The sequence below is a fragment of the Marivita sp. NO-S04 genome (genome assembly GCF_059070475.1).
The window spans coordinates 2,193,612-2,215,698 of the sequence record NZ_CM180980.1; the positions used below are offsets into that span (position 1 = coordinate 2,193,612).

General features: G+C 59.8%; 21 protein-coding genes. 14 read left to right on the forward strand and 7 right to left on the reverse strand.

The features are described from left to right. Positions 1-3 precede the first annotated feature (3 nt). On the forward strand, positions 4-1,518 hold the full coding sequence (gene gatB / locus ACK3EW_RS11375) for an Asp-tRNA(Asn)/Glu-tRNA(Gln) amidotransferase subunit GatB (RefSeq protein ID WP_493809652.1): 1,515 nt from the start codon (positions 4-6) through the stop codon (positions 1,516-1,518). Between the two features lie 157 nt (positions 1,519-1,675). On the opposite strand, the gene ACK3EW_RS11380 is transcribed toward gatB, so the two are convergent. Next, entirely contained in the window at positions 1,676-1,855 is a 180-nt protein-coding gene (locus ACK3EW_RS11380; RefSeq protein WP_493809653.1) for a hypothetical protein, read from the reverse strand. Positions 1,856-2,035: 180 nt separating this feature from the next. Here ACK3EW_RS11380 and ACK3EW_RS11385 point away from each other — a divergent pair, with 180 nt between their 5' ends. Beyond that, positions 2,036-3,433, forward strand: a complete 1,398-nt coding sequence (locus tag ACK3EW_RS11385) for a tetratricopeptide repeat protein (RefSeq protein WP_493809654.1) — start codon at positions 2,036-2,038, stop codon at positions 3,431-3,433. A 213-nt stretch (positions 3,434-3,646) separates the two neighbouring features. Beyond that, entirely contained in the window at positions 3,647-4,048 is a 402-nt protein-coding gene (locus ACK3EW_RS11390) for a DUF4177 domain-containing protein (RefSeq protein WP_493809655.1), read from the forward strand. A 23-nt stretch (positions 4,049-4,071) separates the two neighbouring features. On the opposite strand, the gene ACK3EW_RS11395 is transcribed toward ACK3EW_RS11390, so the two are convergent. Next, the gene (locus ACK3EW_RS11395) at positions 4,072-4,329 is read right to left on the reverse strand and encodes a BolA family protein (protein ID WP_493809656.1); all 258 of its coding nucleotides are present in this window, start codon (positions 4,327-4,329) and stop codon (positions 4,072-4,074) included. A 74-nt stretch (positions 4,330-4,403) separates the two neighbouring features. Between ACK3EW_RS11395 and ACK3EW_RS11400 the strand changes: the two genes are divergently transcribed. Then, positions 4,404-5,036 carry a J domain-containing protein gene (locus ACK3EW_RS11400; RefSeq protein ID WP_085629357.1) on the forward strand — a complete coding sequence of 211 codons (633 nt, stop codon included), beginning with the start codon at positions 4,404-4,406 and terminating at the stop codon, positions 5,034-5,036. A gap of 210 nt (positions 5,037-5,246) precedes the next feature. On the opposite strand, the gene ACK3EW_RS11405 is transcribed toward ACK3EW_RS11400, so the two are convergent. Then, positions 5,247-6,371, reverse strand: coding sequence for an aminotransferase class V-fold PLP-dependent enzyme (locus ACK3EW_RS11405; protein WP_493809657.1), 1,125 nt, complete (start codon positions 6,369-6,371; stop codon positions 5,247-5,249). Between the two features lie 259 nt (positions 6,372-6,630). Between ACK3EW_RS11405 and ACK3EW_RS11410 the strand changes: the two genes are divergently transcribed. Next, positions 6,631-7,731, forward strand: a complete 1,101-nt coding sequence (locus ACK3EW_RS11410) for a Hint domain-containing protein (protein ID WP_493809658.1) — start codon at positions 6,631-6,633, stop codon at positions 7,729-7,731. Between the two features lie 5 nt (positions 7,732-7,736). On the opposite strand, the gene ACK3EW_RS11415 is transcribed toward ACK3EW_RS11410, so the two are convergent. Both ACK3EW_RS11415 and ACK3EW_RS11420 read right to left on the reverse strand, forming a co-directional pair. Next, on the reverse strand, positions 7,737-8,195 hold the full coding sequence (locus ACK3EW_RS11415; RefSeq protein ID WP_493809659.1) for an Lrp/AsnC family transcriptional regulator: 459 nt from the start codon (positions 8,193-8,195) through the stop codon (positions 7,737-7,739). After that, positions 8,192-8,647 carry an Lrp/AsnC family transcriptional regulator gene (locus tag ACK3EW_RS11420; protein ID WP_493809660.1) on the reverse strand — a complete coding sequence of 152 codons (456 nt, stop codon included), beginning with the start codon at positions 8,645-8,647 and terminating at the stop codon, positions 8,192-8,194. The genes ACK3EW_RS11415 and ACK3EW_RS11420 overlap by 4 nt, the downstream gene beginning before the upstream one ends. Positions 8,648-8,779: 132 nt before the next feature. Between ACK3EW_RS11420 and ilvC the strand changes: the two genes are divergently transcribed. After that, positions 8,780-9,802, forward strand: coding sequence for a ketol-acid reductoisomerase (gene ilvC, locus ACK3EW_RS11425; RefSeq protein ID WP_493809661.1), 1,023 nt, complete (start codon positions 8,780-8,782; stop codon positions 9,800-9,802). 144 nt (positions 9,803-9,946) lie between these two features. Here ilvC and ACK3EW_RS11430 read toward each other — a convergent pair whose 3' ends face one another. Further along, positions 9,947-10,102, reverse strand: a complete 156-nt coding sequence (locus ACK3EW_RS11430; RefSeq protein WP_493809662.1) for a hypothetical protein — start codon at positions 10,100-10,102, stop codon at positions 9,947-9,949. 71 nt (positions 10,103-10,173) lie between these two features. Here ACK3EW_RS11430 and ACK3EW_RS11435 point away from each other — a divergent pair, with 71 nt between their 5' ends. Continuing rightward, on the forward strand, positions 10,174-11,103 hold the full coding sequence (locus ACK3EW_RS11435) for a DMT family transporter (protein ID WP_493809663.1): 930 nt from the start codon (positions 10,174-10,176) through the stop codon (positions 11,101-11,103). On the opposite strand, the gene ACK3EW_RS11440 is transcribed toward ACK3EW_RS11435, so the two are convergent. After that, positions 11,087-12,808, reverse strand: a complete 1,722-nt coding sequence (locus tag ACK3EW_RS11440; RefSeq protein ID WP_493809664.1) for a trypsin-like peptidase domain-containing protein — start codon at positions 12,806-12,808, stop codon at positions 11,087-11,089. The two genes, ACK3EW_RS11435 and ACK3EW_RS11440, sit on opposite strands and share 17 nt — an antisense overlap. Positions 12,809-12,961: 153 nt before the next feature. On the opposite strand from ACK3EW_RS11440, the gene ACK3EW_RS11445 reads away from it, so the two are divergent. From ACK3EW_RS11445 to ACK3EW_RS11475, 7 genes are all read left to right on the forward strand, one after another. Continuing rightward, on the forward strand, positions 12,962-13,891 hold the full coding sequence (locus tag ACK3EW_RS11445; RefSeq protein WP_493809665.1) for a glycine--tRNA ligase subunit alpha: 930 nt from the start codon (positions 12,962-12,964) through the stop codon (positions 13,889-13,891). Next, positions 13,891-14,592: an FkbM family methyltransferase gene (locus tag ACK3EW_RS11450; protein ID WP_493809666.1), complete on the forward strand. Its 702-nt coding sequence runs from the start codon at positions 13,891-13,893 to the stop codon at positions 14,590-14,592. The genes ACK3EW_RS11445 and ACK3EW_RS11450 overlap by 1 nt, the downstream gene beginning before the upstream one ends. A gap of 3 nt (positions 14,593-14,595) precedes the next feature. Beyond that, positions 14,596-15,123, forward strand: a complete 528-nt coding sequence (locus ACK3EW_RS11455; protein WP_493809667.1) for a DUF6446 family protein — start codon at positions 14,596-14,598, stop codon at positions 15,121-15,123. After that, on the forward strand, positions 15,123-17,576 hold the full coding sequence (glyS, locus tag ACK3EW_RS11460) for a glycine--tRNA ligase subunit beta (RefSeq protein ID WP_493809668.1): 2,454 nt from the start codon (positions 15,123-15,125) through the stop codon (positions 17,574-17,576). Before ACK3EW_RS11455 ends, glyS begins: the two co-directional genes overlap by 1 nt. Before the next feature lie 44 nt (positions 17,577-17,620). Next, on the forward strand, positions 17,621-20,200 hold the full coding sequence (locus ACK3EW_RS11465; protein ID WP_493809669.1) for a putative PEP-binding protein: 2,580 nt from the start codon (positions 17,621-17,623) through the stop codon (positions 20,198-20,200). A 209-nt stretch (positions 20,201-20,409) separates the two neighbouring features. Continuing rightward, complete coding sequence (locus ACK3EW_RS11470) at positions 20,410-21,018, forward strand: cell wall hydrolase (RefSeq protein WP_139834094.1); 609 nt, start codon at positions 20,410-20,412, stop codon at positions 21,016-21,018. Between the two features lie 118 nt (positions 21,019-21,136). Further along, complete coding sequence (locus tag ACK3EW_RS11475; RefSeq protein WP_493809670.1) at positions 21,137-22,063, forward strand: dihydroneopterin aldolase; 927 nt, start codon at positions 21,137-21,139, stop codon at positions 22,061-22,063. Positions 22,064-22,087 lie beyond the last annotated feature (24 nt).

The following is a 22,087-nucleotide window of genomic DNA, read 5'->3' on the forward strand; positions in this document are numbered from 1 at the left end:
GCCATGCTGGACCTGACCTTCGAAGCCCCCAAACCCAAGGTGATTGCCGGCGCCAAGCATGACTGGGAACTGGTCATCGGGATGGAAGTGCACGCACAGATAGCCTCCAAGGCCAAGCTGTTCTCGGGCGCATCGACGCAATTTGGCGCAGAGCCGAACTCGAACGTGGCCTTCGTGGACGCCGCGATGCCGGGGATGCTTCCGGTGATCAACGAATTCTGCGTCGAACAGGCCGTGCGCACAGGGTTGGGCCTGAAGGCGCAGATCAACCTGACATCCGCGTTTGATCGCAAAAACTATTTCTACCCGGACCTGCCGCAGGGCTACCAGATCAGCCAGCTTTACCATCCCATCGTGGGCGAAGGCGAAGTGATCGTCGACATGGAACCGGGCATCGCGCGACGGGTGCGGATCGAGCGCATCCACATCGAGCAAGACGCGGGCAAGTCCATCCACGACATGGACCCGGCAATGTCTTTCGTGGACCTGAACCGGACGGGTGTGGCGCTGATGGAGATTGTCAGCCGTCCTGACATTCGCGGCCCCGAGGAGGCGGCGGCCTATGTCGTGAAGCTGCGGCAGATCCTGCGGTATCTGGGGACGTGCGACGGAAACATGCAGAACGGCAACCTGCGGGCGGATGTGAACGTATCTGTTTGCCGTCCCGGCCAGTACGAGAAGTATCAGGAAACGCAGGACTTTTCCCATCTCGGCACGCGCTGCGAAATCAAGAACATGAACTCCATGCGGTTCATCCAGATGGCGATTGATTACGAGGCAAAGCGCCAGATCGGGATTCTGGAAGCGGGTGGATCGATTGATCAGGAAACCCGCCTTTACGATCCGGACAAGAACGAAACACGCTCGATGCGGTCTAAGGAAGAGGCGCATGATTATCGCTACTTCCCCTGCCCGGATCTTATGCCGCTTGAGATTGAACAAGCTTGGGTGGACGATATCGCAGCCAACCTTCCAGAGCTGCCGGACGAGAAAAAAGCCCGCTTTGTCAAAGAGTTCGGCTTGTCCGAGTATGATGCCGACGTCTTGACCGCAGACACCGCGAACGCGGGCTACTTCGAAGAGGTGGTCGCGGGGTGTGGTGACGGCAAGCTGGCGGCGAATTGGGTGATCAACGAATTGTTCGGTCGTCTGAAAAAAGAAGACCACGATATCGGCGAAAGCCCCGTCTCACCCGCTCAACTGGCTGGAATCATTGCGCTTATCAAGAAGGGTGACATCTCGGGCAAGATCGCAAAGGACCTGTTCGAGATCGTCTATACCGAAGGCGGCAACCCGGCAGAGATCGTCGAAGCGCGCGGGATGAAGCAGGTCACCGACACGGGTGCCATTGAAAAAGCAGTGGATGAGATCATCGCAGCCAACCCGGCGCAGGTGGAAAAAGCTCAGCAAAATCCGAAGCTTGCAGGCTGGTTCGTGGGTCAGGTCATGAAAGCCACGGGCGGCAAGGCCAACCCGGCGGCGGTCAACCAGTTGGTGATGGCGAAGCTGGGGCTGTAAAGCGCCCTAAAAATGGGTATTTGTACGGTTCAAGGGGTCGAACCGTACGGCCCAGAGAGGAAAAACGGGCCATTTCGGCCCGTTTTTGCGTTTTCGGGGGGTCTTGGGGCTGAACCGTACGGAACCTGTGCGCGAAACGTAAGGTTGATCCGTACGGTCAGTGTTTTTGCGCCACCATCGTGCAGTAAAGGGCGGTCGCGACCTGAGCGACGGTGTCTTTGTCGATCATGCCGAGGCACCCTGCCCCATAGGCAAGCGCCAATCCGGCATAGGTGATGCGGTGGCACCAAAGGGTGCAGCCTAAGGTCTTCAAATTCGTCTTCAGTTGGTTCAGCATTTTCGTCACTCCACGAAAGGTTGAACCGGGCCCGGTGTCAGCTACAGTGCCGACAGGAACAGGATCGCAGAAGCCGACCGAAAAAGCGGTGACATCGGGTGGTCCTTGAGTGGGCAGGCAAGACGCAAAAAGTGACTTTGAGTGACATCTGACTGGCTTGAATTTGGAAATGCGGTTCGCTTGGCGCGGACTGCTAAGGGCATGACGCTGGAAATGCTGGCGCATGACGCGTTAGGGAATCAGGACCGCAAAAGCTATGTCAGCGCGGTTGAGAAGGGTCGCAAACGGCTTTCCGCGCTTACCGTTCAGAAATTCGCAACTTGTCTGGAGTTGGATGCAGACCTTGTTGCGCGGCTTGTGACCGGGGCCTCAGGTGAAGATGAGCCTGTCACGCAAACAGAGGTGAATGCAGATGCGATTTCGAAAGAACTGGAGGAACTGCGCAAGACCCTGAAACTGTCAGAAGCACTCGCGGTGTCGCTGGCCTATGAATTTGCCGAGGGCAATCCGACTGACCTGAAAAGCGCGCTGAACGAATTGCGGCGGGCGTTTGAGGTTGCTGCGAAAAAGCCAACAACCGGCAATCTGGATGCTGATTTAACTGCGGTTCTTGACGAGGTGCTACGGCTTAATGGTGACGACCGGATGCCGGATGCAAAGCTGGCTTTGCGGGAAGCTTTGGAGCGAAAGCGAGCACAGAAGGAACGTGTCGATGCCGAAGTGTCGGCACTGATCCAATCGAGCATCGACCAAGCCGTTCTGATGCGGGACGTCGATGAAGCGGCGAGGCTGACGGTCGAGAGGGTTGACGATGACACTCCCGATCCAACGCAGCAGTTTGACGCCCTCCGTGCAGCGCAGGAAGAATGGTATGTGCGCGGACGGGATCAGGGATTGGCGTTTGATCTGGAGGTCAGCATCGCGATTTCACAAATCTGTTTGGCTCCCGCGACAAGTGCTGACGAACGCGGATCAGCGTTTAACAATCTGGGCAATGCGCTGCAAACCCTCGGGGGACTCGAGAGCGGGACGGCGCGGTTGGAGGAAGCGGTAGCGGCCTATCGCGCGGCGTTGGAGGAATACACGCGGGAGCGGGTGCCGCTGGACTGGGCCATGACGCAGAACAATCGGGGCGGTGCGCTGTACTCCCTCGGGGAACGCGAAAGCGGGACCGCGCGGTTGGAGGACGCGGTGGCGGCCTATCGCGCGGCGTTGGAGGAGTACACGCGCGAGCGGGTGCCGCTGGACTGGGCCATGACGCAGAACAACCTGGGCGGTGCGCTGTGCGCTCTCGGGGCGCGTGAAAACGGGACGGCGCAGTTGGAGGAGGCGGTGGTGGCCTTTCGCGCGGCACTGGAGGAACGCACGCGGGAGCGGGTGCCGTTTCAGTGGGCCGCGACAACGGAGAACCTTGGGTTGGTGTATGAGGCGTTCTTCGACAAGACCGGGGAGCGGGCGCAGGTGGAGGAGGCGATTGCCTTGGTGCGGGCGGCGCGGGAGGTGTATGATGCCGCCGGGGCGTCGTATTACATCGAGAAATCGGATGGGATTTTGGCGGATATGCAAGCGAAGCTGTGAGGGTTCGGGCGGTTGGGTACGTCTGTTGGGGCTTGGTTTGAGGTGGGTGGCGGGCGGATGCCCGGCCTACGGGTTTGGGCCGAGGTGGTGCGTGTGAACACGCACCCTACGGGTGGGCTCTTACGCGGTGCGTGCGATCCCGCGTCCTACGGGGCTGGTCTCTGGCGACGGGCTTGGGTATGACAGCCGAGGGTCTGTAATGAGGCGGTGGGCATGTTCGAATACAAGGTGGTTCCGGCCCCTGTGAAGGGGGTTAAGGCCAAGGGGCTCAAGACGCCCGAGGCGCGGTTTGCGCTGGGGGTGGAGCAGGCGATCAACGCGTTGGCGGCGGAGGGCTGGGAGTATCAGCGCTCAGACGTTCTCCCATCACAGGAACGCGTGGGGCTGACCGGGTCGGAGACGCATTGGCGCACGCTGCTGGTGTTCAGGCGGGCTTTGGCCACACAGCCAGTATCAGACCCAGAGGTTAAACCCGCACGGGTCGAGCCGATCGTGACCAAAACTGCCGCGGTGTCTTCGGCGGTGCCCGAAGGCGACGGGGTGGCGGACGCCACACCCGAGCCTGCCACTGAGCCGACCTTTGAGGAAGGCAACGAAGAGACGCGGCCAGCCTGAGTGGCCGCGTGCAAGCATGTACCCTACGTGTCGAGATCCATAGATAGAGCATGAATGGCCGCGACGAGTTCGGCGCCAAGCGCGTTGTGCACCATGCGGTGGCGGGCAATGCGGGATTTGCCCTCGAAGGCTGCGGCACGGATGCGGACGTTGAAATGGCTCTCGCCACCTTCCTGGTAGCCACCATGGCCGCGGTGGCTTTCGCTGTCATCCTGTACCGTGAGTTCACGGGGAGAGAGCGCCTCGCGCAGTCGTGTTTCGATCTGTTCCGTTCGGGTCATTTTTTCGCCTCCAAGGGCTTACCTCTGCGTCGGTTTGGTCTACACTCACGCCTCCGAGTCGAAAAGGGCAGGTTATGAGCAAATCAGATCCATTCGGTTTCGATATGTCGATCAAATCGGCAAAAAAGAAGAACCCCCGCGGCCGACGGGGGATGTCAGGTGCGTCCGAAACCTCGGTGCGGATCTGTGACCATGAGGGCTGTGAAGAGGCTGGCAAATTCCGTGCGCCTAAAGCACCGGATGTGCTGGATGACTTCTTCTGGTTCTGTCAGGAGCACGTACGCGAGTACAACAACCGGTGGAACTTCTTCGACGGCAAGACCGAAGCCGAGATGAACGCACAGGCAAGTTCGGATAAGGTGTGGGAACGCCAAACCAAGGATTGGCGCGATCCTGAGGCCAAGGCCTGGGCGCGTTTGGGCATCGAAGACCCACATCAGGTGCTGGGCAACAATGCCACGCGGAACCCCGGCAAGGCTGGCTCGTCGGCGGGACACACAAAGCGCCTGCCACCCACCGAGCGACGCGCAATCGAGGTTCTCGAGGCGAAGGACACATGGTCAAAGGCCGAAGTGCGCAAGGCCTACAAAGCGCTGATCAAGGTGTTGCACCCGGACATGAATGGCGGCGACCGCAGCCAGGAAGAACAGTTGCAAGAGGTGGTCTGGGCGTGGGATCAGATCAAGGACAGCCGTAACTTCAAGTGATCCCCACAATGGGATGAAGATGCAAAAGGCCGCCAGAATGGGCGGCCTTTTTGCTGCCCGGTGCCAGCGCCCTTGCCATTCGTTGCGATATCTTCATGCGAGGTGATGGCATATTTAAGAAAAAGAGAAGCAAGGGACAGCGCGCGTCCCCTCACTTCTTCTTTTTTCAAATATGCATTTGGACCGGATCGGTCTGGGTGAGACGCGAGGTCAGAGAACCTCGTCCAGAACTCGGGCAAGCCGTCCGACGGTGCCGTCGACATCATAGAGTTTGTCGAGGCCAAAAAGACCGAGGCGGAACGTCGAGAACTCCGGCGGTTCGTCACATTGCAGTGGCACACCAGCGGCGATCTGCATGCCGCGGGCGGCGAAGGCACGGCCCGACTGGATTTCGGGATCACTGGTGTAGCTCACCACGACTCCGGGCGCACCGAAACCGTCTGCGGCGACAGAGCGGATGCCCTTTTTTGCCAGCATCGCACGGACCGCGTTGCCCAGCGCCCATTGCGCGTCCTTGAGTTTGCCGAAGCCGTAGTCACGGGTTTCCAGCATCGTGTCACGGAAAGCCTTGAGCCCGTCTGTGGGCATGGTGGCGTGATAGGCGTGACCACCATTTTCGTAGGCCTGCATGATCTGGTGCCATTTCTTGAGGTCCACGGCAAAGCTGTTCGACGCGGTCTCGTCCATTCGGGCCACGGCACGGTCGGACAGCATCACGAGACCGGCACTGGGTGTGGCGGACCAGCCCTTTTGCGGGGCCGAGATCAACACGTCGACGCCAGTGGCTTTCATATCGACCCAAGCACATCCCGAAGCAATGCAATCGAGAACCATCAGCGCACCGACCTCGTGTGCTGCCGCCGCCAATGCAGTCACATAGTCATCCGGCAGGATAATCCCGGCGCTGGTTTCGACATGGGGTGCAAAGACGACATCAGGTTTCTCTTCACGGATGCGGGCGGTGACCTCTTCGATCGGGGCGGGCGCGAATGAGGCGGTAGGTTCATTGCCTGTCTGGCGCGCCTTCATGACAACGGTGTCGCCACCAAACTGGCCGGTGTCGAAGATCTGCGTCCAGCGATACGAAAACCAACCGTTGCGCACGATCAGGGTCTTTGCCCCCTGCCCGAACTGGCGGGCGACCGCCTCCATCCCGTAGCTGCCGCTGCCGGGCACCAGCACAACCGCATCGGCGTGATAGACCTCTTTCAGCATGGACGAGATGTCGGTCATCACCTTTTGAAAGGTCGCGGACATATGATTGAGTGACCGGTCAGTGAAGACGACCGAGAATTCTTCGAGACCCGTGGGGTCAACCGTATCGAGCAGAGCCATTGCAAAGCCTCCCTGAGTTTCGTCTTGGGTAGCGGCGCGGCGCGCATTTGGCAAAGCCTTGTTGCGTGCAAAAAGTCGCGGCACCGGTGAACGGCCGTTTCTCAGCACCGCCTCAGCCTGCCCCAAGGTGCCCTAAGGTCACATTCAAAAGTCGATATTGTTTCCAAATTATGAACATTTGACCAGCGGCGCGACAGCGCGGTATCTTTCGATACATAACTATCAAAAGGGGCATCAGACCCCGAGAGGCAGAACAGGCATGGCAACAACCACGTTGTTGTTGAACGGATTCAGTGTCGTGGGTGACCCACAGACGACGAATGCGAACGCGTCAAACGGTGGAGAATACATGCTTCACAGCGCAACCGCGCTGTTTGAAGACAACGATATCATTGTTTATGTCGTAGACAATGCGACTGCCGATGGCGTTCTGACAGAAGCCTCTGTCGTCACGTCGATCATCGTCTATGACAACGCGTCGGACTATTACAACGACATTGCCAAATACACCTATACCGGCAGCGCTGATGTCGACTTGGGGCGCCGGACCATGGGCGACCGCTACCTGGAAATTGACGCCACGGGGCTGACATCAACGGACGCGGTTGCGCCGATACTGGGTGACGTGGCGGCGATTGCCGGGGTGAATATCCTTGAAACGCTCGCGACGCAGAACGGGCCTTTGCGTGTCGATACAAATGAAGACCTCGATCTCAATGGCGACGGGATCATCACACCGGACGAAGAAGCCGACGCCGCGTTTTCGTCAAATGCCGCCGACTTTCTGGTGGTCATCTGCTTTGCGTCGGGGACATTGATCGAAACCCCGGAGGGACCGCGTTTTGTTGAATCGCTTCGTGAGAGCGATGAGGTCAACACTCTGGATGCCGGGCCGCAGCCAATCCGCTGGGTCGGCCATGTGCGGGTGCCGGGAGACGGGGTCAACACCCCCATCCGCATCGCGCGCGGCGCGCTGGGGAATATTCGTGACCTTTGGGTGTCACCCAACCATCGGATGTTGTTGCGCGGATCCAAGGCCGAATTGATGTTCGGTGTGGACGAGGTCTTTGTGGCGGCCAAACATCTGGTGAACGGCACAACCATCGTCCCCGAGCCAAGGCCGGTGGTGGAGTATTGGCATTTCCTGTGTGACGCGCATCACGTGGTGTTTGCCGAAGGGTGCCCAGCGGAAACACTCTATCCCGGTAACATGGCGATAGAGAGCGTTGAAGACGATGCACGGGATGAAATCCTTGGTCTGCTTCGAAACACCGAAGCGTTGATCGTCGATGCACAGCAGATGGCGCGCTATACGCTTAAGCGGCACGAGGCGATCGCGCTTGTTGCGGACGTCGCCTGACCGTCTTAACCAATTGGCCCCGGCAGGCGTTCTTCGCTGAGCAGAACATTGGCGTCGATATTACCGACACCCGGCAGCGTCATGATCCGGCGGCGCAGCACGCGTTCGAAATCAGCGATGTCGCGGGCGATGACACGCAGGCGATAGTCATAGAGGCCCAACACGTGTTCGACAGTCTGCACTTCGGGGATCGCCGTCACGGCGCGTTCGAAGTCTTCAAGGCTGACGCGGCCTTTGGTGGCGAGTTTGACGCCAAGAAAGACGGTTACAGTGAAACCCAGCGCCTGTGCATCGAGATCAAGCCGTTGGCCCCGGAAGACGCCCGCTTCCTTAAGCCGCTTGAGACGGCGCCACGCGGCGGGTTGGCTGAGGCCGAGTTGGCGACCCAAAGCGCCAGCGCTGATCAGTGCATCTGCCGCCACGGCGCGGATCATGGCGCGGTCGATGTCGTCGAGGTCGATCATAGGGGAAGTGTTTCGTCGAATTTCACGCGGGCAACATGCATCAGGGCTTCGATATCGGCGATATGCGGCAGTGTCAGGAGTTTGTCGCGGTAGACCTGCTGGTAATGCGGCATGTCGCGGGCAATGACCGAGAGGCGCGCGTCCACCTGCCCCAGAAACGTCTGCGCCTCGATCACCTCGGGCACCTCGCGGGCGGCGGCGAGGAATTCGTCAAAGGCGCGGGGTTGGGTTTTGTCGAGCGTCACACGTAGGCTGACCTCGACTGTATAGCCAAGCGCAGGCCAGTTGATCACGGAGCGCACGGCACGAATGACGCCAGCCTCGCGCATCTTGTCGATGCGGCGCGCGAGCGTGGTGGGCGTGACCCCTGCCCTGTCTGCCAAATCGGCGGTGGGCAGATCAGGGGCGGCCTGAAACTGGCGTAGGATTCGGAGATCGGTGGCATCTAGCATGAAAAATCCGTATCATGTGATTTTAGAGAATGAAATTCCCGCTTATCTGTAAAGATGCGCGTAATTCGCCGCCTCTCTAAGCTGGAAATCCCTATTGTGCACTTCAATTGAAACGCAGACGAGGGAAAAACTATGCGCGTTTATTACGATCGCGATTGCGACATCAACCTGATCAAAGACATGAAAGTGGCCATTCTGGGCTATGGCAGCCAGGGCCACGCCCATGCGTTGAACCTGCGCGACAGCGGTGCGAAGAACGTTGTCGTCGCCCTGCGCGAAGGCTCGGCCTCGGCCAAGAAAGCCGAAGGCGAAGGCCTGAAGGTCATGGGCATCGCCGAAGCGGCGGCCTGGTGCGACTTGATCATGTTCACCATGCCCGACGAACTTCAGGCAGAGACCTACAAGAAATACGTACATGACAACCTGAAGGAAGGCGCGGCAATCGCGTTTGCCCACGGTCTCAACGTGCATTTCGGCCTGATCGAACCCAAGCCGGGTGTCGACGTCATCATGATGGCGCCCAAGGGTCCGGGCCATACGGTACGCGGCGAATACACCAAAGGCGGCGGCGTGCCGTGCCTTGTGGCGGTTCACAACGACGCCTCCGGCCGCGCGCTGGAAATCGGTCTGAGCTATTGCTCGGCCATCGGTGGCGGCCGCTCGGGCATCATCGAGACCAACTTCCGTGAAGAGTGCGAAACCGATCTGTTCGGTGAGCAGGCGGTTCTGTGTGGTGGTCTGGTCGAGCTGATCCGCATGGGTTTCGAGACCCTCGTGGAAGCAGGCTACGAGCCGGAGATGGCCTATTTCGAGTGCCTGCACGAAGTGAAGCTGATCGTGGATCTGATCTACGAAGGCGGTATCGCGAACATGAACTACTCGATCTCGAACACGGCCGAGTATGGCGAGTACGTGTCCGGCCCGCGCATCCTGCCCTATGACGAGACAAAGGCACGGATGAAAGCAGTTCTGACAGACATCCAGACCGGCAAGTTCGTGCGTGACTTCATGCTCGAGAATGCCGTTGGTCAGCCGTCGTTTAAAGCGACACGCAAGATCAACGACGAGCACCAGATCGAAGCCACCGGCGAAAAGCTGCGCGGCATGATGCCGTGGATTTCGGCGGGCAAAATGGTCGACAAAGCAAAGAACTGATCCAGGTTTCCGACGGGCTGCGCCCGTCGGACGCATGTGGGGGGACGCTGTCCCCCCACACCCCCCTGAGGTATTTCAGGCCCAAAGAAGCGCCCAGCTTGAGCTCAAGTGATACCCGGACGGCCCAATGCCGGGGCGGATTGCTTACAGGCCGTCCTTGAGTTGCAGAATGCACCAGGCCAGTAAGGCCAGAAGCAGGATGATCGGGATGATGAAAAACGCGTCCATATTGTCCTCCTGTTGGGATTTTTCTTTCACTCTAGGCCGTTGCTGATCGGCCTTAGCAGATTTACACAGCATCCCGATCCTCTGGCAGATGCAACCACCCCGGCTGCATTTGTCGGACAGACTGCTTTGGATGCCTCATTTCTATGCACACTCAACCCGAGATCACCCCAGCGAATTGGGGCATGGTCGCGACCCTTGGTCTAGTCTGGGGCGCAACCTTTCTGTTCATCGAGCTGGCGTTGAAGGGCATCACACCGTTCTGGCTGGCCGCAGGGCGCATCGGATTTGCGGCCCTGCTGGCGGTCGCCATTTGGCAATTGCGTGGCGGGCGGTTGTTTCTGACGCAAGACACAAGCTGGGGTGCGCTTGCGGTGTCGGGCCTGTTTAATTCGGCCGTGCCCTTCATGCTGCTTAGCTGGGGCCAGCAGACAGTGACCTCGGGATTTGCCGGTGTGTCGATGGCTTCTGGCGCGTTGATCATGCTGCCTTTGGCGCATCTCTTTGTGCCGGGCGAACGGATCACGACGCGCCGTCTGATCGGGATGCTGGTCGGCTTTGCCGGTGTGACGGTGCTGTTGGGTGGACAGGCCTTTACGTCGAGCGGTGATCCGATGGAACCTTTTGGTCGGCTGGCCTGCATCGGCGCAGCGAGTTGCTATGCCATAAGTTCCGTGCTGATGCGCCGCCTGCCGCCGGTTGATCCGTTTGGCTTGGCCGCGATGGCTCTGGTGTTCGGGTCGATGCTGGTCATTCCCGCGGCCCTTGTCGTTGAAGGCCCGCCGCCGCTGCCGGACACCCGCACCTTGTCGATCGTCGCCCTGCTGGGGCTGATCCCGACTGCGGGGGCGAACATGTTACGTATTCTGGTGATCCGCAGCGCTGGCCCGGTGTTTATGTCGCTGGTCAGCTATCAGGTGCCGATGTGGTCGGTGATCCTGGGCATCATCATTCTGGGCGAGCCATTCCGCCCCGCGTTGTTGCTGGCGATGGGGTTGATCCTGCTTGGTGTTCTGGTCAGCCAGTGGGGCGCGCTGTGCAGGTTGTTCGGGCGCGGGGTCACTCCCAACAGCTGACGAGCACTGTCATTGCCGTGGCTTTGGCGGTGAGGTCCACAGGGTCGAGCCGTGCAAGGCCGCTTGTGACCTGCGGCGAGACACCGGCGCTGGACAACACTTGCCGAAGTGCTGCGCTTTTGGTCGCGAAGTTCACATCACCTGGCAATTGGCGACCTCCAGCATCGTGCGGAACCAACATACCAATCACGGCACCGCCATCGTCAAGCACAGGACCACCCGCGTCGCCATCAAGCGTGCTGATGGCCAGACGGGACAGCGTGTCTTCACCGTTCAATCCGCTGAGGTCCGACAGACGGCCAAAGGTCATTGTTGCCGACGGCAGCACGCCACCAAACGAAAAGCCAGCAACGGCGATCTCGGATTGCAAACGCGGCGCGCCATCGCGGAATTGAGCGATGTCGTTCGGGGCCAAGGGCTGTGTCGCCCGCAGGACGGCGACGCCAAGCGATGGATCGGTCGTCATGACTTCGGCGTTGTAGTCACTGTTCAGCGTGATGCGGCCACAATTGGCGACGGCTGTGTCAGTGGTGACCACCCTGCCCTGGCGGTCGACAAAGAACCCTGACGCGGTGAGCTTTGGCTTGCGTATGGCAAGACCGGCCAACAGATCGACGCTCTGGCTATCCTCAGCGATCACGGCGGGGTCGAGCACGCCGTCGATGGGTGCGAAGCTTGATTGCATCGCGGCCAAAACACGGGTGCGGCGTTCTTCGTCGCCTGCAGGCCAGACCAGCGTAAAGCCCTTGATCGCGCCGCCTTCCAGCCGCGCTTCGGTGTGAGATACGATACGGCTGTTCTGACCGGTGAGGGTAAAGCTGTCACGGTTCCGGTCACGCGGACCATCCAGCGGCACGATGTCGAGCGTTTGCATGATCTCGTAAAGGCCAGCCAGACGGTCCTGATCGCCCGGCTGGCTGATCAGCAGGACGCGCGCACTATCAACGGCACCAGTCGGTTCAAAATGCGCAAATGGGCTGTCGTAACGGTCAAACGCCACAGCACCCAGCGGAAGGTCGATGGCGATGCCTGCTCTTGTCTCGCGGACGGATCGAATGTCCATGCCTTCCAACACAGCGTTGTACTGGCGGAACAGTTCGGCACGCTGGGCCGTGGTCAGGATGCCCGTGTCTTCGAAGCCGTTGAATTGCTGCCACGCGCTCATCGCAGACCGGGTGCCCCGGCCAAAAGCACCATCAATGCCGGAATTGTAGAATCCCGCCCAACGCAGCGCGATTTGCAGCGCTTCACGTTCTTCGCGGTTCAACAACGCTTCTGACGCGCGGGCTTCGCGTGGGGTCTCATCAGCGGCTTGCGGATCGGGTTCGGGCGCGATTGCGATCTCAGGCACAGTGATCGACGGGACCGTGGCGGGCCCTGCGCCGATTGGCCATATGCGCTGACCATAGCGGTCTGGCCCTTCCAGATAGCTGTCACTGGGGATCAAGCGCTGCGCGCGCAGGCTGCGCAATACGCGGCCTGCCTCATCACGTGGATAGGGCCCAAGAGCGATGCCATACCAACCCCGCCCCAGATCAAATCCGTTCACATCGGGCAGGATGGCGGCGTAATCGCGCAAACGGTCTTCGGCGGCGGACAGGCTGGGCTGCGCTTCGATCTGAACATAGACGGTGTCTTGCGCCAAGGCCGACTGCCCCCAAATCATCAGGGTCGCGATCATCGAAAACAAAAACTTGCGCACCATTCTTCTGCCACCTGCCGAAAAAACCTGTTTCAGGCACATGCTCTAACAAGATTGCGCCGCCACTGGAACGCGAAAATTAGACCCTCGCACGCAATTGACCCTTGGACCCCATGGCCCTAATCAGACGCCAGTGCAAACCGGGGTGACATCGCAATGGATCAGACCATCACGAAGCCGCGCAGTTTTCAGGAGATCATCCTGCGGCTGCAGTCCTATTGGGCCACCAAAGGCTGTGCCGTGATGCAGCCTTACGACATGGAGGTCGGTGCCGGTACGTTCCACCCCGCCACCACGCTTCGGTCATTGGGATCAAAGCCTTGGGCCGCCGCATATGTGCAGCCCTCGCGTCGACCGACCGACGGGCGCTACGGCGAAAACCCGAACCGCTTGCAGCACTATTACCAGTATCAGGTGCTGATCAAACCGTCGCCGCCCGACCTGCAGGAGCTGTATCTCGGGTCATTGCGGGCCATCGGGATCGATATGGCGCTGCATGACATCCGCTTTGTCGAGGACGACTGGGAAAGCCCGACGCTGGGCGCGTGGGGTCTGGGCTGGGAAGTCTGGTGCGACGGCATGGAAGTGTCGCAATTCACGTATTTTCAACAAGTTGGCGGGCATGACTGCCACCCGGTGTCGGGTGAGCTGACCTACGGGTTGGAACGGTTGGCGATGTATGTGCTGGGCGTCGATCATGTCATGGACATGCCCTACAACGATCCCGACGCGCCAATTGCGCTGTCTTATGGCGATGTGTTCCGCCAGACCGAGCAGGAATATTCGCGCTGGAATTTTGACGTGGCGGACACGGATGTGCTGCTGCGTCATTTCGAGGAAGCCGAGGCGGAATGCGCACGCATCTTGGAACAAGCCGAGGACGACCCCAAGACCGGCAAGCGCATCATCATGGCCCATCCGGCCTATGACCAGTGCATCAAGGCCAGCCACATCTTCAACCTGCTGGACGCACGCGGTGTGATCTCGGTCACGGAACGGCAAAGCTATATCGGCAGAGTGCGGGCGCTGACCAAGAGCTGCGCCGATGCGTTTGAGATGACCGAAGCTGGGGGATATGCCGCCTGATGGCACAGGCCAACCGAAATACGCCACTGCGCCGGGCCAAGTATAGCCTGATGCAGCACCTGCCGGGAGAGCTTGGGCTGAAATACCGCCGCAAGCTGCGCAAGCTGTTTGCGCCCGCGGCAGAGGCAGCGTTTCGAGAGGCGTTGACCGGGGCTGCGGGTAAAATCTGCGTCGACCTCGGGGCAAATCTGGGCCAGCATACCCGCACCATGGCGGCCAACGCGGCCAAGGTCTATGCGTTCGAGCCAGACCCGTGGACGGCCGCGGAACTGCGCACGCGGCTGGCGGATGTGCCCAATGTAGAGGTGATCGAGGCGGCTGCAGGGACAGAGGACGGGACCTTTCCGCTGTATCGCACGGCGTCGTTCGACGCTGACCCGGTTGAGCAATCGCAATCGTCGTCGCTCATGGCGCAAAAGCGCAATATCGACACGGACAGCGCCGTGGATGTCAAAGTGATCGATTTTCCCGCCTTTCTGGACGCGCTCGACGGTGAGATCGCGGTGATCAAAATGGACATTGAAGGGGCGGAGGTTCCGCTTCTGGAAGCGCTTTTTGAGCATCCAGTCAGAAAGCGGATCGGCTACCTGTTTGTCGAAACCCACGAGAGCCGCATCCCCGACCTTTTGGCGCGCACCGACGCGCTACGGGCGCGTGCAGAAGCAATGACGCAACCGCGCGTGAACATGGATTGGAAATAGGCAATGACCGGCAAGATCCTCACTATCGTCATAGCCGTCAGCGCGCTGATAGCGGGTGTGGCGATGTATTACCTGCAGGTGTACGCCTATTACGAAACAGTGACGCCCAACGGTGTCGATGATGTGCAGTTGACCACATTGGACGGCCGCAAAGAAACGATCCTTTACGAGGATTTTCAAGCGATTGACAGCGAAAGCTCGCCCATCAGGTTCAGAGCCTGCTTTACCACTCAAACACCGCTATCGACGCTGACATCCACCTATGAGCAATACATCGGATCGTCCCCGCGCAATGCCCCGGGATGGTTTGAATGTTTCGATGCCAATTCCATTGGCCAAGATATCGACAATGGCCGTGCTCAGGTGTTCACCAGCCAGCGCAACCTCGAATTTGGCATCGACCGCGTGGTCGCCATCACTGAAGACGGACGCGGCTATATCTGGCACGAAATCAACGAATGCGGGGACAAGGCCTATGATGGCAGCCCCTTGGGCGAAGACTGCCCAGAACGCGACAACGGAGGCAATTGATGCCCGACCTTCTGATCGAGCTTTTTTCCGAGGAAATCCCGGCGCGCATGCAGGCCAAGGCCGCTGACGACCTAAAGTCGCGCGTGACCAATGGCCTGGTCGAAGCGGGTCTGACATATGCCGGGGCTGCGGCCTATGCGACGCCGCGCCGTCTGGCGTTGCGGGTGGATGGGCTGACCGAACGGTCGCCGGATGTGAAGGAAGAGCGCAAGGGGCCACGCACCGACGCGCCCGAAAAGGCCATTGAGGGGTTCCTTCGTGGTGCGGGTGTGTCGCGCGAGGATCTGATCGAGCGGGACGAAAAGAAGGGTCGCGTGTTCTATGCCGTGATCGAAAAGCCGGGCCGCCCTGCCGCCGAGATCGTGGCAGATGTGCTTGAAGACACGATCCGCAACTTTCCATGGCCCAAGTCGATGCGCTGGGGTGCCGGGTCATTGCGTTGGGTGCGCCCTTTGCACCGGATCGTTTGCGTGCTGTCGCGCGAAGACGGGTCCGAAATTGTGCCGCTGGACGTGGGTGGGATCGTGTCGGGGCGCACGACCGAAGGCCATCGCTTCATGGCACCGGGCACAATCGACGTGTCGGGCTTTGACGACTATGAAGCCAAACTCAAGCGCGCGCATGTGGTGCTGGACGCGGGCGAACGCGCCGAGGCGATCTGGCAGGACGCCACCAATCAGGCATTCGCAAGCGGGCTTGAGGTGGTCGAAGACAAGGGGCTGCTGGCCGAGGTGGCAGGGCTTGTCGAATGGCCTGTGGTTCTGATGGGTGAGATCGGGGAGGATTTCCTTGGCCTGCCACCCGAGGTGCTTCAGACCTCGATGAAAGAGCATCAGAAGTTCTTCTCGGTGCGCAACCCAAAGACGGGCCGGATCGAGCGGTTCATCACCGTGGCGAACCGGGAAACCGCAGACCACGGCGCGACCATCCTTGCCGGCAACCAGAAGGTGCTGTCGGCGCGTCTGTCGGATGCGAAGTTCTTTTGGGAGAACGACCTGCGGGTGGCCAAAACGGATGGCCTGACCGCGTGGACGGACAGCCTGTCAAACGTGACGTTCCACAACAAGCTGGGATCGCAGCGCGACAGGATCGAGCGGATCGCCGCGTTGGCGCGGGAGCTTGCCCCCATGGTGGGCGCGGATGCGGATCTGGCGGAACAGGCGGCGCGTGTGGCGAAGGCCGATCTGGCGTCCGAGATGGTGTATGAATTCCCAGAACTTCAGGGGCTTATGGGGCGCTATTACAGCGATGCCGCAGGTTTGCCGCCCGAGGTGGGGGCTGCGTGCCAGGAGCATTATTCGCCGCTGGGCCCGTCTGACGATGTGCCCTCGGCCGCTGTTTCCGTCACCGTCGCGCTGGCCGACAAGATCGACACGCTGACCGGGTTCTGGGCGATTGACGAGAAGCCCACGGGGTCGAAAGACCCGTTTGCCCTGCGTCGTGCAGCGTTGGGGGTTATCCGGTTGGTGCTGGAGAATGAGCTTCAGTTTCGACTTCATGACGTACTGAAAGAAATGGTCTTCCGCCTATTCGATGCACACGACTACACATTGTTTGATCGACTAAGCGGCGCACTATCCGGCTTCGCAGAGCCTGAATTTCAAATTGAATTGGCCGAGAGCTTTCTTAGTGATCGCCTGCCACTCTCATTCAGTGAAGCAAATGGACATCAAGTCGTTGATGCACTCCAAGCATACATTGAATTCCTAAAGTCTGTTTACGGAAAAGAAGACCGCGAAAAGACACACTCCACAAACCGAGAAATCGAAGAAAAGCAGAGCGAAATCTCCGATAAGCTAAGCTTTGTATGGAATATGCATATTTTGCACCGTTACATCCCTAAAGCTAAGAGCGAGGGAGATGAAAAGCACGTCGCGGAACTATATGAGGCTTCAAGTGAGGTAAGTGAAGCTTACTCAAAGCTATGTTCTGACCTCCTCTCCTTCTTCCATGACCGGCTCAAGGTGTACCTGCGCGATCAGGGCGTGCGGCATGACGTGATTGACGCGTGTATCTCGATGCCCGGCAATGATGACCTCGCTCTTCTGGTCAAGCGGGCCAAGGCGTTGCAGGCAGTGCTTGAAACCGAGGACGGGGAGAACCTTGTTCAGGGGTTCAAGCGGGCCAACAACATTCTGACGCAGGCCGAGGACAAGGACGGGGTGGAATATTCGTTCGGGGCCGATCCGAAATTTGCGGAAGACCCGACCGAAAAAGCTCTGTTCGACGCGCTGGCGCAGGCGGAAGCCAAGATCGCCCCGGCGATGAAAGAGCAGAATTTCAGCGCGGCCATGGCGGCGATGGCAGATCTGCGAGGTCCGGTGGATGCGTTCTTTGAGGCGGTGCAGGTGAACGCGGAAAGCGAAGTGCTGCGGCGCAACCGTTTGAACCTTCTGAGCACGATCCGCAGCACCTGTTTGCAGGTAGCGGACCTGACCCGAATAGAAGGCTGACAGGAAGAGTGTAAACTTTACTTGTCAGCCCTACGATCCTTCGTATGCTGCGTGCACATTCAAGAGGTGCTGCGGTGCAGAAACCAAGTCCTGAAAACCCGGATGTGACGCTGATCACGCCGACATCGCCCATGTCCACGCCGACCCACGGCGGACGTGCGAAGTGTTTGCAGCGCCTTGTGAGACTTGACCTACCAGTGCCGCGCACTGTGGCGCTGTCTTTTACGTCGGTGCATCAGATCGCGTCAGGATATCGCCCGGATGTGACGGACATTCTTTCGGAATTCGACCCGAACGCCCTGCTCTGCGTGCGCCCGTCTTCTGAAGACCCCGATTGGGGCGGTCCGGGGGCGGTTCTGAATATCGGGATGAACGACGCACGCTATGTCGATCTGTGCGACCAGATCGGCACCCAAGCCGCGACCGAGATCTACCTGCGCTTTGTGATGAATTACGCGGTGGACGTGGCGCGTCTTGATGCCGAGGTGTTCGACGAGATCAATGGCGAAGGCCATGACGCGTTGACCGAGGCGTTGCAGCTTTACGAAGAAGAGGCGGAAGAGCCATTTCCACAAGACCCGGCGGTGCAACTGGCCGAAATCCTGCGGTCGATGGCGCGGGCTTGGGAAGGCACGACAGCGCGGCTCTTGCGTCAGGCTAAGGGCGCGCCAGTGGATGCAGGACTGGGCCTTGTGGTGCAGGAAATGGCGCTGGGTTTGGGCAGCGGAGAATGTGGATCTGGCGTGTTGCAGCTGGTCAATCCATTTACCGGGCTGCCTCAGGTTACAGGACGTTATCTGAGCCAAAGTCAGGGCCGCGAAGCACTGGATGGCGGGGCCGCATCGATTTTCCTCGAGAAAGACCCGCGTGGTCCGTCGCTGGAAGAATTGGCGCCCGAAGCATTTGTTGCTTTGAAGGAACACGCGGCGTTGATGCGTGCGCGACTGCGCGAAGAAATGCAGATCGAGTTCACCATCGAGAATGGCAATCTACACATTCTGGACGGGGTGCGCGTGGAGCGCAGCGCACGGGCGGCATTGCGGATCGTTGTGCGGTTAGCTGAAGACGAGATCATCACGCGGCAAGAAGCGGTGATGCGGATAGAACCGCGTGCGTTGTCGGAACTGTTGCACCGTCAGGTGGCGGCAACCGCAAAGCGCGACATTCTGGGGTCGGGCATTGCCGCCAGCCCGGGCGCTGCAACCGGCAGGATCGTGTTTTCTTCTGAAGCGGCACAGGCCGGGGCCGCACGCGGCGAACCCTGCGTTCTGGTGCGGCGCGAAACCAGCCCTGAAGACATTCGCGGCATGCATGTGGCCTGCGCCGTGCTCACGGAACGCGGCGGCATGACCAGCCACGCGGCGGTGATTGGACGAGGCCTGGGCCTTCCTTGTGTCGTAGGGGCCGCCAGTCTGCGGTTCCACGTCAAGCGCAAGCAGTTGGTGGCGACCGATGGTCGGGTGCTCAAGGAAGGTGACGAGATCACGGTAGACGGCACCAATGGTCAGGTGCTGGCCGGCTCGGTCGAAATGATCGAAGCGACGCTGGACGAGACCTTCCGCACCTTTATGAGCTGGGCCGATGCCGAACGCGATATCGGTGTGCGGGCCAATGCCGACACGCCAGCGGATGCCAAGACCGCGCTGCATTTCCGCGCGCAGGGCATTGGTCTTTGTCGGACCGAACACATGTTCTTCGAGGCCGAACGCCTGACCCCGATGCGCGAGATGATCTTTGCCGAGAACCCGCAGGATCGTCAGGCGGCACTGGAACTGGTGCTTCCGATGCAACGTGCGGACTTTCTGGAACTGTTCCGCATCATGCAGGGCCAGCCGGTATGTATCCGTCTGTTTGACCCACCCTTGCACGAATTCCTGCCTACCAGCCGCGCCGGACAACGGGAACTGGCCGAAGCGCTTGATATCCCGGTGAGTGATGTGACCCGGCGCATCGACAGCCTTTCGGAATACAACCCGATGCTGGGGATGCGAGGCGTGCGTTTGGGGATCACGGTGCCCGAAATCTACGACATGCAGGCCCGCGCGATCTTTGAAGCCACAGTTGAGGCGGCCAAGGAAGGCATCACCATTGTGCCCGAGATCATGGTTCCCCTGGTGTCGGCCAAGCGCGAGGTCGAACTTGTACGCGGCCGGGTCGAGGCGGTGGCGGCAGCGGTGCGGACCGAGAACAGCGCCGATTTCACCTACCGTTTGGGGGTCATGGTCGAGACCCCACGTGCTTGTCTGCGAGCGGGCGACATCGCCGAACACACACATTTCCTCAGCTTCGGCACCAATGACCTGACCCAGATGACCTATGGCTTGTCACGCGACGATGCGGGTCGGTTCATGTCGGAATATGTGCGTCAGGGCGTGTTCAGCGAAGACCCGTTCCACATTCTTGATACTGAAGGCGTCGGCGAATTGCTGCGCCTTGGTGTGGTGCGTGGCAGGGCTGCAAAACCCAATGTGGTGCTGTCGATTTGCGGCGAACATGCCGCGCATACCGAATCAATCGCTTTCTGTCGGGCAGCGGGATTCGACTATGTCAGTTGCTCTCCATTCAGGGTTCCCGTGGCGCGACTTGCCGCAGCACAGCTTGCGTTGGCCGACAAGATCGGGTAGCATTAGGCAAGTTTCGGCCTAAATCTTGCCGACATCCCCGAATGGGCACCGGCCATGCACATGATGCATGGCCGTTAAACTTGTTAAAATCCCAATAATTCTATAACAGCCCGTCGAATGCGCGGCGCTGCTACATTTTTATGCAACGCGTCGCCACCCACAACGCCGCGAGATCAACACTCGGTATGACGAGATTGTTTGCTTTAATTATGGCCGCCATCATTGCAGCCACACCGACATTGGCAGAGCGCACAAAAGAAGCCGCACAAGAGCTTCTGAACCAAGAAAAATCCGTTTTGGCGTCCGCAGGGCAATCGCACCTGACATCGCTGGTGACACCTGTGTCCCGCAACGCCGCAATTTACAATGCTTCATGGCTGAACGCCCAAGACGCCGCTGCCGGTGGCGCACAATGGGAATGTCTTGCCGAGGCGCTTTACTTCGAAGCGCGCGGCGAGACCATCAAGGGCCAGTTCGCTGTCGCCGAAGTGATCATGAACCGCGTCAAGAGCGGCCGCTTTCCCAACAGTGTCTGCGGCGTGATCAATCAGGGCACTGGCAAGAAATATCAGTGCCAATTCACCTATACCTGTGACGGTATCCCTGAACGTATCCGTGAGCCCAAGGCATGGGACCGGGTCGGCAAAGTCGCCCGCGCCATTCTTGATGGCCGCGCCCCGATGAACCTGACCGACGGGGCCACGCATTACCACACCACCGCCGTGCGTCCGCGCTGGTCGCGCACTTACACCAAAACGGCCTCCATCGGTGTGCATGTGTTTTACCGTCACACGTGGCGCGTCAGCTCGAACAGCTGACCTGCAACGGGGCTTTTGCCTTTGGGATGTCGCGAGCGGTGGCTAAAATGCCCCTTCGCGGCATTTTCGTTTGCGCTGTCCTCTGGTAGCCCGGACAAGACCAACAGAAGGATGCGCCATGAGCTCTGAAATTCGACTTGCCTTTGCGCACCCGTCAGAACGGGCCATCGCCACAGCCGATGACGGCCCAGTGGACCGCATTTCACTGCGCGACCATATCGTCGAGGTCGAGATCGGGGCGTTTCAGGCCGAACGCGGCACGCGCCAGCGGATCTGCTTTAACGTCGTGGTCGAAGTGCAACCTATCGTCGGCCATATCGATGACGATGTAGACCGTATCCTGTCTTACGACCGCGTGACCGAAGCGATTGCGACCGAGCTGGGTGCAGAACGGTTGAACCTTCTCGAAACGCTGGCGGAACGGATCGCCGAACGCATCCTGCTGGAGCCTCAGGCGTTGCGGGCCTTTGTACGGATCGAGAAGCTGGATCGCGGCCCCGGTGCGCTGGGTGTGGAAATCGTGCGGTCTCGCAGCGATCTGGGGGGTGCCGTGCCGGATACCAGCCAGGAACGCCCTCACCCTCGGGTTGTTTACCTGAGCAATGACGCGATGACATCGGACCATCTGGGCGCGTGGATTGACGCGCTTGCTGCAGAACGTGCGCCGCTGATCTTTTGCGTCGGCCTGCCCGACGAACCACGGGCTGACGTGGAACACCGCATGGCGCAGCGCCGCATCGACCTTTTGGCCATCGAACAGAATGGATGGGTTCTGGCCGCCCGCGATGCGCGGTGCAAGGTGGTGGCCACGCGCACCGAACTCGACTGGGCGATGAAGAACGGTCAGGTCTGCATCTGGGCCCCGTCGAAGATCGTGCTGGACGCAGTCGAAGGTCCGGACATGCCTGTGACCGACACCGTCGCGTTGACCGGCTGGTTTGCCAAGGAAATGGACGCAAGCGAGCTTTTGGTGATCGGAACCGATGCTCCACGTGTGGCGAATGTTTCAGTTCGCAACAGCCCCATCGGCGAAAGCGTGCTCTAGCCGCTTGTCAAAGCACGATTTGCG

Coding starts and splice junctions, on each gene's coding strand:
- gatB (WP_493809652.1), top strand. CDS start 4: ATGCTGGACCTGACCTTCGAAGCCCCCAAACCCAAGGTGATTGCCGGC.
- ACK3EW_RS11380 (WP_493809653.1), bottom strand. CDS start 1,855: ATGCTGAACCAACTGAAGACGAATTTGAAGACCTTAGGCTGCACCCTT.
- ACK3EW_RS11390 (WP_493809655.1), top strand. CDS start 3,647: ATGTTCGAATACAAGGTGGTTCCGGCCCCTGTGAAGGGGGTTAAGGCC.
- ACK3EW_RS11395 (WP_493809656.1), bottom strand. CDS start 4,329: ATGACCCGAACGGAACAGATCGAAACACGACTGCGCGAGGCGCTCTCT.
- ACK3EW_RS11400 (WP_085629357.1), top strand. CDS start 4,404: ATGAGCAAATCAGATCCATTCGGTTTCGATATGTCGATCAAATCGGCA.
- ACK3EW_RS11405 (WP_493809657.1), bottom strand. CDS start 6,371: ATGGCTCTGCTCGATACGGTTGACCCCACGGGTCTCGAAGAATTCTCG.
- ACK3EW_RS11410 (WP_493809658.1), top strand. CDS start 6,631: ATGGCAACAACCACGTTGTTGTTGAACGGATTCAGTGTCGTGGGTGAC.
- ACK3EW_RS11415 (WP_493809659.1), bottom strand. CDS start 8,195: ATGATCGACCTCGACGACATCGACCGCGCCATGATCCGCGCCGTGGCG.
- ACK3EW_RS11420 (WP_493809660.1), bottom strand. CDS start 8,647: ATGCTAGATGCCACCGATCTCCGAATCCTACGCCAGTTTCAGGCCGCC.
- ilvC (WP_493809661.1), top strand. CDS start 8,780: ATGCGCGTTTATTACGATCGCGATTGCGACATCAACCTGATCAAAGAC.
- ACK3EW_RS11430 (WP_493809662.1), bottom strand. CDS start 10,102: ATGCTGTGTAAATCTGCTAAGGCCGATCAGCAACGGCCTAGAGTGAAA.
- ACK3EW_RS11435 (WP_493809663.1), top strand. CDS start 10,174: ATGCACACTCAACCCGAGATCACCCCAGCGAATTGGGGCATGGTCGCG.
- ACK3EW_RS11440 (WP_493809664.1), bottom strand. CDS start 12,808: ATGGTGCGCAAGTTTTTGTTTTCGATGATCGCGACCCTGATGATTTGG.
- ACK3EW_RS11445 (WP_493809665.1), top strand. CDS start 12,962: ATGGATCAGACCATCACGAAGCCGCGCAGTTTTCAGGAGATCATCCTG.
- ACK3EW_RS11450 (WP_493809666.1), top strand. CDS start 13,891: ATGGCACAGGCCAACCGAAATACGCCACTGCGCCGGGCCAAGTATAGC.
- ACK3EW_RS11455 (WP_493809667.1), top strand. CDS start 14,596: ATGACCGGCAAGATCCTCACTATCGTCATAGCCGTCAGCGCGCTGATA.
- glyS (WP_493809668.1), top strand. CDS start 15,123: ATGCCCGACCTTCTGATCGAGCTTTTTTCCGAGGAAATCCCGGCGCGC.
- ACK3EW_RS11465 (WP_493809669.1), top strand. CDS start 17,621: ATGCTGCGTGCACATTCAAGAGGTGCTGCGGTGCAGAAACCAAGTCCT.
- ACK3EW_RS11470 (WP_139834094.1), top strand. CDS start 20,410: ATGGCCGCCATCATTGCAGCCACACCGACATTGGCAGAGCGCACAAAA.
- ACK3EW_RS11475 (WP_493809670.1), top strand. CDS start 21,137: ATGAGCTCTGAAATTCGACTTGCCTTTGCGCACCCGTCAGAACGGGCC.